At 65.0% G+C, this 15,171-nt stretch carries 13 protein-coding genes; 4 read left to right on the top strand and 9 right to left on the bottom strand.

Annotated elements, in window-relative coordinates; genetic code table 11:
* Positions 1-165: 165 nt before the first annotated feature.
* The 5 genes from ACVW16_RS27420 to ACVW16_RS27400 all read right to left on the bottom strand — a co-directional run bounded on the left by ACVW16_RS27420 (position 166) and on the right by ACVW16_RS27400 (position 5,532).
* Positions 166-1,899, bottom strand: a complete 1,734-nt coding sequence (locus ACVW16_RS27420) for a methyl-accepting chemotaxis protein (protein ID WP_456737896.1) — start codon at positions 1,897-1,899, stop codon at positions 166-168.
* Between the two features lie 206 nt (positions 1,900-2,105).
* Complete coding sequence (locus ACVW16_RS27415; RefSeq protein WP_456705195.1) at positions 2,106-2,360, bottom strand: DUF6894 family protein; 255 nt, start codon at positions 2,358-2,360, stop codon at positions 2,106-2,108.
* A gap of 166 nt (positions 2,361-2,526) precedes the next feature.
* Positions 2,527-3,141 carry a hypothetical protein gene (locus ACVW16_RS27410; RefSeq protein ID WP_456702121.1) on the bottom strand — a complete coding sequence of 205 codons (615 nt, stop codon included), beginning with the start codon at positions 3,139-3,141 and terminating at the stop codon, positions 2,527-2,529.
* A gap of 112 nt (positions 3,142-3,253) precedes the next feature.
* On the bottom strand, positions 3,254-4,240 hold the full coding sequence (gene acuI / locus ACVW16_RS27405) for an acrylyl-CoA reductase (NADPH) (RefSeq protein ID WP_456702120.1): 987 nt from the start codon (positions 4,238-4,240) through the stop codon (positions 3,254-3,256).
* Between the two features lie 41 nt (positions 4,241-4,281).
* On the bottom strand, positions 4,282-5,532 hold the full coding sequence (locus tag ACVW16_RS27400; protein ID WP_456702119.1) for an MFS transporter: 1,251 nt from the start codon (positions 5,530-5,532) through the stop codon (positions 4,282-4,284).
* 334 nt (positions 5,533-5,866) lie between these two features.
* Here ACVW16_RS27400 and nadA point away from each other — a divergent pair, with 334 nt between their 5' ends.
* From nadA to nadC, 3 genes are read left to right on the top strand one after another with little or no spacing between them, the layout of a single operon-like run.
* On the top strand, positions 5,867-6,970 hold the full coding sequence (gene nadA / locus ACVW16_RS27395) for a quinolinate synthase NadA (RefSeq protein ID WP_456737895.1): 1,104 nt from the start codon (positions 5,867-5,869) through the stop codon (positions 6,968-6,970).
* 8 nt (positions 6,971-6,978) lie between these two features.
* Positions 6,979-8,586, top strand: coding sequence for an L-aspartate oxidase (locus ACVW16_RS27390; protein WP_456737894.1), 1,608 nt, complete (start codon positions 6,979-6,981; stop codon positions 8,584-8,586).
* An 11-nt stretch (positions 8,587-8,597) separates the two neighbouring features.
* Positions 8,598-9,476, top strand: coding sequence for a carboxylating nicotinate-nucleotide diphosphorylase (gene nadC, locus ACVW16_RS27385; RefSeq protein WP_456737893.1), 879 nt, complete (start codon positions 8,598-8,600; stop codon positions 9,474-9,476).
* Between the two features lie 7 nt (positions 9,477-9,483).
* On the opposite strand, the gene ACVW16_RS27380 is transcribed toward nadC, so the two are convergent.
* From ACVW16_RS27380 to ACVW16_RS27365, 4 genes are all read right to left on the bottom strand, one after another.
* The gene (locus ACVW16_RS27380) at positions 9,484-10,941 is read right to left on the bottom strand and encodes a cell wall hydrolase (RefSeq protein WP_456737892.1); all 1,458 of its coding nucleotides are present in this window, start codon (positions 10,939-10,941) and stop codon (positions 9,484-9,486) included.
* A 127-nt stretch (positions 10,942-11,068) separates the two neighbouring features.
* Positions 11,069-11,359, bottom strand: a complete 291-nt coding sequence (locus tag ACVW16_RS27375) for a hypothetical protein (protein ID WP_456737891.1) — start codon at positions 11,357-11,359, stop codon at positions 11,069-11,071.
* 36 nt (positions 11,360-11,395) lie between these two features.
* The gene (ppdK, locus tag ACVW16_RS27370; protein ID WP_456737890.1) at positions 11,396-14,320 is read right to left on the bottom strand and encodes a pyruvate, phosphate dikinase; all 2,925 of its coding nucleotides are present in this window, start codon (positions 14,318-14,320) and stop codon (positions 11,396-11,398) included.
* Between the two features lie 96 nt (positions 14,321-14,416).
* Positions 14,417-14,572 (bottom strand): DUF3096 domain-containing protein, encoded by a 156-nt coding sequence (locus ACVW16_RS27365; protein WP_456702113.1) that lies wholly within the window; start codon positions 14,570-14,572, stop codon positions 14,417-14,419.
* Between the two features lie 236 nt (positions 14,573-14,808).
* Here ACVW16_RS27365 and ACVW16_RS27360 point away from each other — a divergent pair, with 236 nt between their 5' ends.
* The gene (locus ACVW16_RS27360) at positions 14,809-15,162 is read left to right on the top strand and encodes a DUF1236 domain-containing protein (RefSeq protein WP_092227456.1); all 354 of its coding nucleotides are present in this window, start codon (positions 14,809-14,811) and stop codon (positions 15,160-15,162) included.
* The last annotated feature ends 9 nt before the right edge of the window (positions 15,163-15,171 follow it).

Genomic DNA, 15,171 nt, shown 5'->3' with positions numbered 1-15,171 from the left:
GCCCATTGTCGCAAACACCCGTTAACAGCGACCTAGTGAAACCACTGAATTCGCCGCCGCCGATCTTGTCCGCTCCACAAGCATGTGCTGCAGCGCGACAAATATCCGCCTGATGGCGCACCGTCGCGCCGGCGGATGCGGCTCGAACAGAACGGCCGGCGACCCTCAGGCCGCGCGCACCGTCTCGAGGAACTTGCTCACTTCCAGCTTCAGGCGGTTGCTGTCGCCGGAAAGCATCTGCGCGGCCGACAGCACCTGCGAGGACGCCGATCCGGTTTCGCTCGCACCGCGCTGCACGTCGCCGATGTTGGACGAGACCTGATGCGTGCCTTGCGCAGCCTGCTGCACGTTGCGCGAAATTTCCTGCGTCGCCGCGCCCTGCTCTTCCACGGCCGCTGCGATGGTCGAGGCAATCTCGGACAGCTTTTCGATGGTGTCGCTGATGTCCTTGATGGCCCCGACCGATTCCTGGGTCGCGGTCTGAATGCCTGAGATCTGTTGGCCGATCTCGCCGGTCGCTTTGGCGGTCTGCTCGGCCAGCGCCTTGACCTCGGAGGCGACGACGGCAAAGCCCCGGCCGGCTTCGCCGGCACGCGCCGCCTCGATCGTGGCGTTGAGCGCCAGCAAATTGGTCTGGCCAGCGATGGTGTTGATCAGTTCGACCACGTCGCCGATCCGCGTTGCCGCCTTGGACAATTCGCTGACGCGCTCGGTGGTGTTGCGCGCCTGGCCGACCGCCTCGCTCGCCACGCGTGCGGATTCCTGTACCTGGCGGCTGATCTCGGTAATCGAGGACGACAGCTCCTCTGTTGCAGAGGCCACCGATTGCACATTGGTCGAGGCTTCCTCCGAAGCCGCGGCGACCACGGCGGTGAGCCGCTGCGCGCGCTCGGCGGTCGACGTCAGCGTCGTGGCAGAGGCTTCGAGCTCGGTCGAAGCCGACGACACCGTGCCGACGATCTCGCCGACGGCGGCTTCGAAACCGTCGGCGAGCTTTCGCATTTCCACCTTGCGCTGTTCGGCCGCGATCTGATCCTGCCGCATCTTGGCTTCCGCTTCCTCGCGCGCCTTGCGCTCGGACACGACCTTGAATTTCTCGACGGCGCCGGCGACCTCGCCGAGCTCGTCCTTGCGGCCGAGCCCAGGCAGTGCCACCGAGAAGTCGCCGCCGGCGAGCTTCTCCATCGCAACCGTCAGGGCGCGCATCGGCCGCGCGATGCTGAAGACGGAGAAGATGCACGACCCGATGAGGAGCAGCGCGACCAGCAGGCCGGTGATGAACGACGTCCGCGCAACGGACGTGGCCTCCGCTTCCGCGTCGGCGCGCGCATCGGCGCTTTTCTGCTTGGCGAAGTTGGCGATCTGGTCGGCAAGGACGGATATCTCTTCGTTGATCGGCGCCAGCGTTCCCATGCGGAGTTGGTCAATTTCGGCGGCCAGCTTGGCGGCCGCCTCGCCATCCGTCCTGGTGTCGAGCGCAAGCGCCTGCTTGCGGAGCGCTTCGATCTGTTGCTCACCCTTGCCGAATTCGCCGATCAGCACCGTGAGGCGATCCATCCGCTTGCGATTCTCCGGCGAGCGCGAGAGCTTGGCCATTGCTGCCGCGAACTGCAGCGCTGAGTTCTGCCGGTCGTTGAAATAGGTTACGGCCTTCTGCATTGCGGCCGGCGAGGATGATGTCAGGATGTCGCGAATACCGATCTGCATCCCCCGCACCGAGGCCTTGGCATCCGTGGCGTTGATCGCAATCGTCTGCTGCTGCGATGCTGACGCTCCGAGCTTCTGGACCTCGGCATCTCCGCTCATCTGGAGGAAGATCATCAGCCCGACGAGACCGATGGTCAGCGCCGAGGTCACGGCGAGCTTGGTGCCAATTCGCAGGTTCTGAATGAAGATCATTGACGGATTCCCCGGGTACGAATTGCCGTGGCGAAGCGCGTAAGCGCCGCGGGATGCTAACCGACAGGTTTGCTCATTAACGTTAAGCGGGGATCCTCGCCGCGTGGGTAGAACTACGGAAATGATGCTCAAGCAATGGAAGCTGCACAGCTTTCACGTGCAGAGAATCGCCCTTCGCGGATTTGCAGATGCCGCATTCGTTAACGTCAGTCAGCGATCGTGTCGGCGCAGCAAACGGCCTCGCCGTCCAGGCTGATGCGAAAGACCGGTTTCTTGTTCTCGTCGAGCAGCTCCATGCTCCACTTCGCATTCGGCTTCAGGTTGCGCGCGATGCCGCCGAGCAGATTGGCGCACACCTCGGTCATCTCGGTCCAGGCCGCGGCGCGATCCTCGAACTCGTACGGCTGATCCGCGGCGCCTGAATAGCGGCCGGTGCTGATGCGGAAGAAGTACAGCGACATCATTGAAGCCTTGCGTAGGGCCGCTTTCCGGCCGTTGCGCAAGGCTGCGGCCTCAGTCGCTACCAAGGCATGAAAACCGCAGGCCGTATGATTACGGCGCAGCGGCTTGGCGTGCGATGCATTCGTCAAAGACGGGTAAATTGCGCGCGCGGTTTTGCGCGGGATATCACTCGGTCGAGCGTCGCAGCTCGAGCGGGCCTTCGTTCTTGGACTCGGATTTGGGTTCGGGCTTCACTTCCGACTTCACCGGCTCGATCCGGCTGCTCTCGACCCGCGGTGTTTCGACGCGCGCAGCGACCTCGGTGCTCGGTGCGTTGACCGAACCGGTCTGCTCCCGCGCACGGAGCGAGCGCGGCCGCGCAACCGCGCGCGCCATCAGCATCTGGTTGCCGCCCTGATGGTGGAAGTCGCAATAGGCGAAACCCATGCCCGAGACCGAGCCGCGGAAGCTGCGGTCATCGGTCTTCTCCAGGTTGAAACAAGGCTCGAACGGGATTCCCTTGATCGAGGCGCAGACGTTCTGGCCACGGATCTGGAGGGTGTTGCCCGGCAGGCGGAGGTGGCGGACCGGACCCGAGCCCGAGAACTGCACCGCGCCGGCGGCGCCGAGATCGTCGAGGATACGCCCTGCACCGCGGGTGCCGTCGAAACAGGTGAAGGCGAACACCTTGCCGGCGACGAAGCGGCGTGCCTCATCCGCGTTCATATTCCCGGCCAAGGCGATGGCCGGCGCAAACGTCACGACTGCCGTAACAGCCCCCAACACAATACGCGCAAGCATGCTCAACTCCGAACCAACCCCGCAGCGGGCGATGCCTTATCTCTTTACCCGCTGCTTACCATACCAACCATGGCGACATTGAAGCAGCTTGGTTGGTAAAGTCTGAACGCCGTTAGACAATTTTTACCACGATGCGACCGCGGACCTCGCCGGCGAGGATTTTTGCGCCCCACTCGGGAACCTGGTCCAGCGCAATTTCTGTAGTTATTTCAGACAGTTTTGAACGATCCAGATCGGAGGCGAGGCGCTGCCAGGCGGCTTTTCGCGGCGGAAGCGGGCACATGACGGAATCGATGCCGAGAAGGCACACCCCACGCAAAATGAAGGGCGCGACCGAAGACGGCAGGTCCATGCCCGCCGCCAGACCGCAGGCGGCAATGGCGCCACCATAGCTTGTCATCGACAGCAAATTCGCGAGCGTGGTCGAGCCGACGCTATCGATACCGGCCGCCCAGCGCTCCTTGCCCAGTGGCTTTGCCGGCCCCGACAGTTCATTGCGGTTGATGACTTCGGCGGCACCTAGGCTCTTCAGGTAATCGGCCTCCGAGGCGCGGCCGGTCGAAGCGATGACATGGTAGCCGAGCTTCGACAGCACGGCGGTCGCCACCGAGCCGACGCCGCCGGCCGCGCCCGTCACGACGACCGGACCGCTTTTTGGCGAAACGCCGTGCTTCTCCAGCGCCAGCACTGAGAGCATCGCGGTGAAGCCGGCGGTGCCGATCGCCATCGCATCCCGTGCCGACAGGCCCTGCGGCAGTGCGACCAGCCAGTCGCCCTTCACCCGCGCCTTCTCGGCATAGGCGCCGAGATGGGTTTCACCCATGCCCCAGCCGGTGCAGACGACCTTGTCGCCCGCCTTCCATTGCGAATGGGAGGAGGCTTCGACGGTGCCGGCGAAATCGATGCCGGCGATCATCGGGAAGCGGCGCACCACCGGCGCCTTGCCTGTCAGCGCAAGGCCGTCCTTGTAGTTCAGCGTCGACCATTCCACGCGGACGGTGACGTCGCCATCCATCAGCTCGGCTTCGTCGAACTGCGTCAGCTGCGCGGTGGTGCCCTTGTCGGCCTTGTCGATCCGGATCGCCTTGAAATTGGCCACGGCTGAACTCCCTGACTTGTTTGACGGGGATGTTTAACCGATCAGGCAGGCTGCGCAACCGCCCGCGCGACCGGCTTTTCGACGATCGGAAGATTGATCAGCGCCGAGAGCACCCCGAACAGGATCGAGAGCCACCAGATCGGCGTATAGGAACCGTATCGCTCGAACACGATGCCCCCTAACCAGACGCCGAGGAAGCCGCCGACCTGATGGCTGACGAAGGCGAAGCCGTAGAGCGTCGCAAGCCAGCGCGTGCCGAACATCAGCGCCACCAGCGCCGAGGTCGGCGGCACCGTCGAGAGCCAGGTCAGCCCGGACACCGCGCCGAACGCGATCGCCGAGAACGGCGTGATCGGGAACGAGATGAATGCGAGCGTCGCGAGCGCACGAATGAAGTAGATCGTCGAGAGGATGTAGCGCTTCGGCAAGCTGTTCTGGAGATAGCCGACGCTCAGAGAGCCCATGATGTTGAACAGGCCGATCGCCGCGATCACCCAGCCGCCGGTTTGCGCCGAGACGCCGCGGTCGACGAGGAACGCCGGCAGATGCACGGTGATGAAGGCGAGTTGGAAGCCGCAGGTGAAGAAGCCGAGCACCAGCAGCACGTAGGAACGATGGCCGAACGCCTCCGTGAGTGCCCCGGCGATGGTCTGCTCATCCGCAGGCGCCGCATTGGCCATGCTTGCTACGGGCGGGGTCGAGATCGCCAGCGCCAGCGGGATGATCAACAGCATCATGAAGCCGAACACCGCGAGAGTTTGCTGCCAGCCGAAATTGTCGATCAGGGCAACGCCGATCGGCGCGTACAGGAACTGGCCGAGCGAGCCCGCGGCCGTGCCGGCCCCGAGCGCAAGACCGCGCTTCTCGGCCGGAAGCAGCTTGGTGAACGCCGACAGCACCAGGTTGAACGAGCAGCCCGCGAGACCGAAGCCGATCATCACGCCCGCACCGATGTTGAGCGACAGCGGCGTCGAGGAATAGCGCATCAGCAACAGACCCCCGGCATAGAGCAGCGCACCGACGCACATCACGCGGTACAGGCCGAAGCGATCGGCAATCGCGCCGGCCAGGGGTTGGCCCAATCCCCACAACAGGTTCTGCACGGCGATCGCGAGGCCGAACACGTCGCGGCCCCAGGCGAATTCATGGCTCATCGGCTGGACAAAGAAGCCCAGCGCCGAGCGCGGCCCGAAGCCCAGCATGCCGATCGCACAGCCACAGAGGATGACGACGGCCGGCGTGCGCCAGTTGGAGGAACGTGAGGGAGTGAGTTCGCCCGTTTGGATCGACATGGTGCTCCTCATCCGTCGCTCGGCCAGTCCGCTGATCAGCGGCCGCAGTCAGACGTTTAATGCAGATGCATGAAAATCCAAAATGGAAAATGATTGCATCCCAGGAGGGGCTGCTGCGGGAGCAATGCGTTTTATCGCGTCCTTTGACGCGCGCAGCGCGACTTGACGGGAATGTGTGCGAGAGCCCCTAGCGGTCCCCTCTGCGGCGTGTTATCTCGGATTTACTCACATTGAGCATATTTAGTCCTGGTGAAATCTGCCCCGGCCTCGCGGCCGGATTTCTCAGGCTCAATATATGCTCACACTGAGCATATGTATTACATGGGAGGCTTCGATGCCGATCGCTGGAATTTACGGTCCCGACGACTTTGCCAATCGGCCGCAGGGCCGGGCCACCTCCACCCCACCAGCGCCGGCGCAAACTGGTTCTGCGCTGCCGCGGCCGTCGCTGGACTGGACCGACGATGTCGAGCGCGCGACCGCGCCGATTTACGAGCGCCTCAAGCATGTCATCCCGCCGATCGAGTGGCCACTGATGGCGCCGGCGATTCACGCGATCAATCAGCTGAAGCGCGCGCGCAACGCGGTGATCCTCGCCCACAACTACCAGGCACCGGAGATCTTTCATGGCGTCGCCGACATCGGTGGCGATTCGCTCCAGCTCGCCATCGAGGCCACCAAGGTGAGGGCGGATGTCATCGTCCAGTGCGGCGTGCACTTCATGGCGGAGACGTCAAAGCTGCTCAATCCCGACAAGACCGTGCTGATCCCGGATTCTCGCGCCGGCTGCTCGCTCGCCGCCAGCATCACCGGCGCGGACGTGCGCCTGCTGCGTGAAAGATTTCCCGGCGTGCCCGTGGTTGCCTATGTCAACACGTCGGCGGAGGTGAAAGCCGAAGTCGACATCTGCTGCACCTCGTCCAACGCGGTGCAAGTGGTGGAGAGCCTGGACGCACCCAGCGTGATCTTCCTGCCCGACCGTTATCTTGCGACCTATGTCGCCTCGAAGACCGATGTCAAAATCATCGCCTGGAAGGGCGCCTGCGAGGTGCACGAGCGCTTTACCGGCGACGAGCTGCGCGCGTTTCGCGAGGCCGATCCCTCCGTGCAGATCATCGCGCATCCCGAATGCCCGCCTGACGTGCTGGCGGAAGCCGACTTCACCGGCTCGACCGCGCACATGATCAGCTGGGTGCGCGAGCGGCGGCCGCGACGCCTGGTGATGATCACGGAGTGCTCGATGGCCGACAATGTCCGCGCCGAGTTGCCCGACGTCGAGATGCTGCGGCCCTGCAATCTCTGCCCGCACATGAAGCGCATCACCCTCGCCAACATTCTCGAGAGCCTGCTGACGCTCGGCGAGGAAGTCACGATCGATCCGTCGCTCGCGGCGCGCGCGCGGCGATCGGTCGAACGGATGATCAATTTGAACAATTGAGGCGTGACATGATCGACAACATCCACAACCTCACCCGCTCCACCGATGACGTCGTCATCGTCGGCGGTGGGCTCGCAGGATTGTTCTGCGCGCTGAAGCTGGCGCCGCGGCCGGTGACGCTGATCGCGGCGGCGCCGCTCGGACAGGGGGCGTCCTCCGCATGGGCGCAAGGCGGCATCGCGGCTGCCGTGGCCGAAGGCGACAGTCCCGAAGCGCATGCCGCGGATACCATTGCGGTCGGCGGAGGTATCGTCGACGAAGCGATCGCGCTCGGGATCGCCCGCGAGGCGGGCTCGCGGATTCACGATCTGCTCGCTTACGGCGTGCCGTTCGACCGCGATCTCGAGGGACGGCTGGCCGTGGGCCGGGAAGCGGCGCATTCCGCGCGGCGGATCGTTCACGTCCGCGGCGACGGCGCCGGCGCGGCGATCATCGCGGCGCTGAGCGAGGCGGCGCGCCGCACCCCGTCGATCCGCCTGATCGAAGGTTTTGTCGCCGAAGCGCTGCTCACCGAGGACGGCGCGGTCACCGGCGTTCAATTGCGCGAGGCTGGTAACTGTGCAGCAATGCCCATGATGATCGCCTCGCGCGCCATCGTGCTTGCAACCGGCGGCATCGGCCATCTCTACGCCGTCACCACCAATCCAGCGCAGGCCAACGGATCGGGTCTTGCGATTGCGGCGCGCGCAGGCGCCGTGATCGCCGATACCGAATTCGTGCAGTTTCACCCGACCGCCATCATGGTTGGCCGTGATCCAGCACCACTTGCGACCGAGGCGCTGCGCGGCGAAGGCGCCACGCTGATCAATGGCAATGGCGAGCGCTTCATGGCGGCGCAGCATCCGCTCGCCGAACTCGCCCCGCGCGACATCGTGGCCCGCGGCGTGTTCGCCGAGATCGCGGCCGGGCGCGGCGCCTTCCTCGATGCACGGCAGGCCTTGGGCGCGCACTTCGCAGAAAAGTTCCCGACCGTGCATGCAAGCTGCATCGCCGCGGGCATCGATCCCGCGATCGAGGCCATTCCGATCGCGCCGGCCGTGCACTATCACATGGGCGGAATCGCGGTGGACGCACACGGCCGCAGCTCGATCGCCGGGCTGTGGGCCGGCGGCGAAGTCGCCTCAACCGGTGCGCATGGCGCCAACCGGCTTGCGTCCAATTCGCTGCTGGAAGCGGTGGTCTATGCCGCACGTATCGCCGACGACATCGCCGGCCACACGATCCCCTCGCCGAGCCGCCTGCCGGAGGCGCTGGTGACACCGCGCGGCGGTGCCCCGGATGCAGCCGCTGTGAAACGCCTGCGCAACATGATGAGCGCGAATGTCGGCGTGATCCGCGATGGTGACGGGCTTGCGGAAGCTGTGCGGAGTTTCGCCACCCTCGAACGCGCGGCTGCGAGCATCGCCGTCCGCAACATGGCGACGGCGGCCCTGCTCGTCGCGGCCGCAGCTTGGAGCCGCCGCGAAAGCCGCGGCGCGCATTTCCGCTCGGACCATGCCGCGGAGATACCCGCGCTGGCGCAGCGAACCATGACCACGCTCGCTGCGGTGCGCGCGATCGCGGACGGCCTCACCGAACATACAACCACGCACCTCGCGCAATCCATGATCGCCTGACGGAGTTTTCCATGATCACCCCGACCTCCCTGCTCTATCCCGACGCCTTCCTCTCCCCCCTCGCCATCGATGACGCCGTGCATCGCGCGCTCGACGAAGATCTCGGCCGCGCCGGTGACATCACTTCACTCGCGACGATCCCGGAAGCAACAAAGGCGCAAGCGGTCCTCGTCGCGCGCCAATCCGGGATCATCGCCGGGTTGCCGCTGGCGCTGGCGACGCTGCAAAAGCTCTCGCCGGATATCGAAATACGCGCCCATGTCCGCGATGCCGCGCGGGTCGTCCGCGGCCAGCAGGTGCTGACGATCTCGGGCCCCGCTCGCGCCATCCTCACCGCGGAACGCACCGCGCTGAACTTCGTCGGCCGCCTCTCGGGCATCGCCACGCTCACCGACGACTACGTCGCGCGTACCCAGGGCACCAGGATGCGCATCTGCTGCACGCGAAAGACCACGACGGGATTGCGGGCGCTGGAGAAATACGCGGTGCGGTGCGGCGGCGGCTTCAACCACCGTTTCGGCCTCGATGATGCGATCCTGATCAAGGACAATCACATCGCGGTCGCCGGCGGCATCCGGCCCGTGCTGGAGCGCGCCCGCGCTCATGCGGGTCACCTCGTCAAGATCGAGATCGAGGTCGACACGCTCGCGCAGCTGCGCGAGGTGCTTGCGACCGGCCTTGCGGAGGCGGTGCTGCTCGACAACATGGACCTCGCGACGCTGCGCGAGGCCGTCCGGATCACGGAAGGCCGCCTCACGCTCGAAGCGTCCGGCGGCGTCACGCTGGACTCGATTGCCGCGATTGCGGCAACCGGCGTCGACTACGCCTCCTCAGGCGCGCTGACGCATTCCGTGCCCAACTTCGACTGCGCGCTGGATATCGAGACCTGAGGCGCGGTCAGCGCCGCTCGGTCACGCCCATCTCGGCGGAGCTCTTGGCTTCCTGCGCGAGCTCTGCCGAGAGTGCGGCGGTCTGCGCCGGCGTGCCCCAGCTCGGCTCCTCCTCGCCGTTACCCCAGGCGCGCGGACGATAGAAGGTGTGCACGCCTGTCTTGTACATCTTCTTCATCTCGGCCACCCAGGACGGACGCACCCAATAGGCATGGTAGTGCGTCGACTTGCCGACCTCCGGCAACCAGATCTGGCCATCGAGCATCGCCTTGGAGATCTTCTTCGCACGATCCCACATCTCGGGCTCGCGGATCACGTCGGGATTGTTGTCGCAGGCGAACGTGAACTGGCAGGCGAAATGACGGTATTTGTTCTGATAGACCACGCCGCACACCGTATCAGGATATTTGCCGGAGAAGACGCGGTTCATCACCACTTGCGCGACCGCGATCTGGCCGCGCACGGCCTCGCCGCGGGATTCGAAATAGACGGCTTCAGCGAGACACTTTTCAGACTTCGCCCGTGACTTGCCGTCCAGTGCCAGCCGTTCGGCCGGCGATTTGGAGCGCTGGTTGTCGGCGTTGACCTCGCCTTTCGGCGCGACGCTCTCGCCGCTCTCGGTCGCGTTTCCGACGTCGTCGGTCGGCGGCGACAGCGAGGCCAGCTTCATGTCGGGGTCGGGCATCACGATCAGCGGCTCGGCACCGGGCTGCCAGCTCTCGATGCTCTCGACGGCGCCGCCGAGCGAGGAGCTGCCGAAGAACAGGTTCGACGTCTTCACACTGAAGGGATCGCGCGGCGGGGCGACCGTCGCCGGCTTCAGCGCGTTGAGCGGCTGTGCCGCGAAGGACAGCGCACTCTCGTCGGCCTTCGGATTGGCATATTGCGTCAAAGGCGGCGCGCGCAGCGCCTCCTGAAGCTCGGGATCGAGTGCCGCCGCAGACTCCGGCGACATTGCCTGTGGCTGCTCGACCGGTCGCTGGGCCGTCTTGGCACCGAAGACAGAGCTGTTAGACGTGGCGGGATCCTGCTGCGCCGGCGTCGCGGAGGGCGCGGGCCTCTCGGGCGGAGGCGCAGGCGTCACGGTGGCGAGACGGTCGCCCTTCAGCGCCCGTTCGACCTTGGGGAAATCGGAGGCCTGATAGCGCGTCGGGGTCTGGAGCGCGGGATTGCCGCGAGAGATCGTGCCGGTGACGTAGCGGCCATCGAGGCTCGCGAGGCGAACCATCGCGCTCTGCGGAATGGACGTGCCGATCGGACGCGAGAAGCTGTAAGTCGCAAGCTGAATCGACGAGGCCGCGGAGAACACCTGTTTCTGCCAGCGCTCGGCAACGCCGGGCTGACGCGCCAGCAGGGAGCCTATGTCCTGATAGCCGGTCTCTCGCGGCATCAAGGCGAAGATGAAGAGACCGATTCCGAAGGACGCGAACCGCGCGCCCTTCGGATGGTTACGCAACACCAGCATCGTTACGCTCACGCTACGCTTACGCCCGTTTCCGATCGAACCCAGTACATCCGTGCAGTTCGATCTTTATTGTAAGTATCTAATTTAGGTTGCCGGGGCGTTAATCGGCGTTGCGCGGCAGGCACACTCAAGCAATGTCGGGTGTTTTCAGCGGCCGGTGCTGCGCGTTGGTAAACGCCGCGTCATCTGAAGCGGTAAACATCCGGTCAACGCGAATGGTGAAGGAACTCTTGCTGATCAGGTCTTGCGCGCACTTATCATTGCGCGACGCGTACGGTTCCCTCTCCGTCCGAGCGAAGCGAAGCATTCCAGAATCCCGCTTGCTTCGTCGCATCTGCGCAAAATTGCTGCGCAATTCTGTCGCGAGCTCCTCGCAACGACGCGGATCGGGCGTCGCGTAAACAAAGAGGCGGGGCAAGCCCCGCCTCCTTCGCATCCCGTCTATCGCGACAGCTTACGCCTGGCTCGCAATCGCCTTGCCGAGCGCGGCCTGCGCGGCGGCGAGGCGCGCTATCGGCACGCGGTACGGTGAGCACGACACGTAGTCGAGGCCGACATTGTGGCAGAAGGCGACGGAGGCCGGGTCGCCGCCGTGCTCGCCGCAAATGCCCATCTTGAGCTTCGGGCGCGCCTTGCGGCCGCGCGCGACGCCGATCTTGACGAGCTCGCCGACGCCTTCCTGGTCGAGCGAGATGAAGGGATCGATCGAGAGGATGCCCTTGGTCACATAGGGACCGAGGAAGCTCGCGGCGTCGTCGCGGCTGATGCCGTAGGTCGTCTGCGTCAGGTCGTTGGTGCCGAACGAGAAGAACTCGGCGCTCTCGGCGATCTGTTCCGCGAGCAGGCAGGCGCGCGGCAGCTCGATCATGGTGCCGACCTGATAGGCGATCTTGGTGTTGGTCTCGCGCATCACCGACTTCGCGGTGGCGTCGATGCGGGCCTTGACCAGATCGAGCTCGGCCTTGGTCGCGATCAGCGGCACCATCACCTCGAGGCCGACCGCCTTGCCGGTGCGCTTCTCGGCCTCGACCGCGGCTTCGAAGATCGCGCGTGCCTGCATCTCGGCGATTTCAGGATAGGCGATCGCGATACGGCAACCGCGGAAGCCGAGCATCGGATTGAACTCCGACAGCTCGCGCGCGCGGTCCGCCAGACGCCGCGGATCGGTGTTCATGGCGCGCGCCACTTCCTCGACCTCGGCATGGGTATGCGGCAGGAACTCATGCAGCGGCGGGTCCAGCAGGCGGATCGTGACGGGCAGGCCCTTCATGATCTCGAACAGCTCGACGAAGTCGGCGCGCTGCATCGGCAGCAACTTGGCAAGCGCGGCACGGCGCGACTGCTCGTCCTCGGAGAGGATCATCTCGCGCACCGTGCGAATGCGCGTCTCCTCGAAGAACATGTGCTCGGTGCGACAGAGGCCGATGCCTTCCGCGCCGAACTTGATCGCGGTGCGGGCGTCATCCGGCGTGTCGCCGTTGACGCGGACGCCGATCTTGCGGACCTGGTCGGCCCAGTTCATCAGCGTGCCGAACTCGCCTGACAGTTCCGGCTCGATCATCGGCATGCGGCCGGCCAGCACCTGACCGAGCGAACCGTCGATGGTGATGACGTCGCCGGCCTTGAAGGTGCGCGAGCCGATGCTCATGGTGCCGCGGCCGTAATCCACGCGAATGGTGCCGCAGCCTGAGACGCAGGGCTTGCCCATGCCGCGCGCGACGACCGCCGCGTGCGAGGTCATGCCGCCGCGGGTGGTCAGGATGCCTTCGGCGGCGTGCATGCCGTGGATATCTTCGGGGCTGGTCTCGATGCGAACCAGAATGACCTTGCGTCCGTCGCCCTGAAGCTTGGCCGCTTCATCGGACGAGAACACGATCTCGCCGGAGGCCGCACCCGGCGACGCCGGCAAGCCGGTCGCGATCACGTCGCGATTGGCTTCGGGATCGATGGTCGGATGCAGGAGCTGGTCGAGCGAGGCGGGATCGATGCGCGTCACCGCTTCGTTCTTGCTGATCAGGCCTTCGTTCGCAAGCTCGACTGCGATGCGCAGCGCGGCCTTCGCGGTCCGCTTGCCGCTACGGGTCTGCAGCATCCACAGCTTGCCCTGCTCGACCGTGAACTCCATGTCCTGCATGTCACGGTAGTGCTTCTCGAGGAGCGTGTAGATCCGCGTCAGCTCCTTGAAGGCCTCAGGCATCGCCGCCTCCATCGACGCCTTGTCGGAGCCCGATTCCTTGCGCGCCTCTTCGGTGATGTCCTGAGGCGTGCGGATGCCCGCCACCACGTCCTCGCCTTGCGCATTGATCAGGAATTCGCCGTAGAGCTTGCTCTCGCCGGTCGAGGGGTTGCGGGTGAAGGCGACACCGGTTGCCGAGGTCTCGCCCATGTTGCCGAACACCATGGCCTGCACGTTGACCGCGGTGCCCCATGATTCCGGAATGTCGTGCAGCTTGCGGTAGGTCACCGCGCGCGCGTTCATCCAGGATGAGAACACCGCGCCGACCGCGCCCCAGAGCTGGTCATGCGGATCCTGCGGGAAGTCCTTGCCGGTCTCGCGGGCGACCGCGTCCTTGTATTTGCCGACCAGATCGACCCAGTCGTCGGCGGTGAGGTCGGTGTCGAGCGTGTAGCCCTGGCTGTCCTTGAAGGTGTCGAGGATTTCCTCGAAGTGATGATGCTCGAAACCGAGCACCACGTCGGAATACATGGTGATGAAGCGGCGATAGCTGTCATAGGCGAAACGGCGGTCGCCGGAGAGTTCCGACAGTGCTTCCACGGTTTCGTCGTTCAGGCCGAGATTGAGCACGGTGTCCATCATGCCCGGCATCGAGGCGCGCGCGCCGGAGCGCACGGAGACGAGCAGCGGGTTCTTAGTGTCGCCGAACACCTTGCCGGTCAACTTGCCGACGTAGTCGAGCGCGCTCTCGACCTGCGACTGCAGTTCCTTCGGATAGGATTTGTCGTGGGCGTAGAAATAGGTGCAGACCGAGGTCGGGATCGTGAAGCCGGGGGGCACCGGCAGGCCGAGATTAGCCATCTCGGCGAGGTTGGCCCCCTTGCCGCCGAGCAGGTCGCGCATCTCCGTGCGGCCCTCGGCCTTGCCGTCGCCGAAAGTGAAGACCCACTTGTTTGCAGGAACCTTGGCTGGCGCCGCCTTGGTCGAGGCGCTCTTGGCCGGAGCGCTCTTGGCGACCTTGGGCGCAGCCGACTTGGTCGCAGCCTTCGCGGCGGGCTTCGCAGACGCCTTGGCCGCCGGCTTCGGGACGTTCTTCACGGCGCTCTTGGCAAGCGCCTTGCGGGCCGCGGGCGCGGCTTTGGTCTTGGCGGAGCCCTTTGATTTCGCTGGAGATTTATTCGGCTTCGAGGCGGCTTTGGCCATGGCTTGCACACAACCTGCGAGAGGGACGGGAAATTGCGGGCCTTACACCATTTTGGGCGGGCCCGCGCAAGTCGAAGAGTTCCGGAAAATGAAGGCCTAGAGATGGAGCCACCTCAACAAACCGAGCCCGATCGCACCATTGACGATGAGAAAGATCGCCACGATCAGGTTCAGCAGGCGCGGCATGATCAGGATGAGCACACCCGCGAGCAGGGACAGGATCGGCGAGATGTGGGCGACAGTGATGTGCATGAATTGTCTTTCCGAACGTTGAGGCGAATCGCGGGCGGATCATAGCGGACCGGGTTCCGCGGGTAGAGACGCGCTGGCACCTCGGCGAGTTCCCCAGTTCGCGAAAACTGCCCGAAATTGCCGCCGATGCGGCAGGGCTTTTTTCGGAACATCGCGCGCGGCGCAGCATTGGCAACCGGTCGCGCCATTGGCGCGTCCGGTAAAACCATGTCGCAAGCACGTCGAAGGAGTTGCCCATGCGAAACAGGATTCTTGCCCTTGCAGCGCTCGCGGCCGCGATCGGCTCGCCGGTCGCAGCGCAGGCGCAAACCGGGATCACAGTGGGACGCGCGCCCGTCGTGGTCGATAGCGGCCCGACGATTGCGGTCGAGCAGCGCCCGGCTTTCCGCGACTACGTCGTCGAGCAACGTGTGCCGGCCTTCCATATTCCGGATCGCGTGGTCGTCGGCGCCACCTTACCCGAAACCGGCATCACTTATTATGACGTGCCGCAACGTTTCGGTGCGACGACCTACCGCTACACCGTCGTGAACGGCTCGACCGTGCTGGTCGAACCGCGCTCGCGGCGCATCGTCGAGGTGATGGACTAAGGAGAATCA

The sequence above is a fragment of the Bradyrhizobium sp. USDA 4474 genome (genome assembly GCF_054057515.1).
This window is presented reverse-complemented; position numbering and strand designations above follow the sequence as displayed.

Coding starts and splice junctions, on each gene's coding strand:
- ACVW16_RS27420 (WP_456737896.1), bottom strand. CDS start 1,899: ATGATCTTCATTCAGAACCTGCGAATTGGCACCAAGCTCGCCGTGACC.
- ACVW16_RS27415 (WP_456705195.1), bottom strand. CDS start 2,360: ATGTCGCTGTACTTCTTCCGCATCAGCACCGGCCGCTATTCAGGCGCC.
- ACVW16_RS27410 (WP_456702121.1), bottom strand. CDS start 3,141: ATGCTTGCGCGTATTGTGTTGGGGGCTGTTACGGCAGTCGTGACGTTT.
- ACVW16_RS27400 (WP_456702119.1), bottom strand. CDS start 5,532: ATGTCGATCCAAACGGGCGAACTCACTCCCTCACGTTCCTCCAACTGG.
- nadA (WP_456737895.1), top strand. CDS start 5,867: ATGCCGATCGCTGGAATTTACGGTCCCGACGACTTTGCCAATCGGCCG.
- ACVW16_RS27390 (WP_456737894.1), top strand. CDS start 6,979: ATGATCGACAACATCCACAACCTCACCCGCTCCACCGATGACGTCGTC.
- nadC (WP_456737893.1), top strand. CDS start 8,598: ATGATCACCCCGACCTCCCTGCTCTATCCCGACGCCTTCCTCTCCCCC.
- ACVW16_RS27380 (WP_456737892.1), bottom strand. CDS start 10,941: ATGCTGGTGTTGCGTAACCATCCGAAGGGCGCGCGGTTCGCGTCCTTC.
- ppdK (WP_456737890.1), bottom strand. CDS start 14,320: ATGGCCAAAGCCGCCTCGAAGCCGAATAAATCTCCAGCGAAATCAAAG.
- ACVW16_RS27365 (WP_456702113.1), bottom strand. CDS start 14,572: ATGCACATCACTGTCGCCCACATCTCGCCGATCCTGTCCCTGCTCGCG.
- ACVW16_RS27360 (WP_092227456.1), top strand. CDS start 14,809: ATGCGAAACAGGATTCTTGCCCTTGCAGCGCTCGCGGCCGCGATCGGC.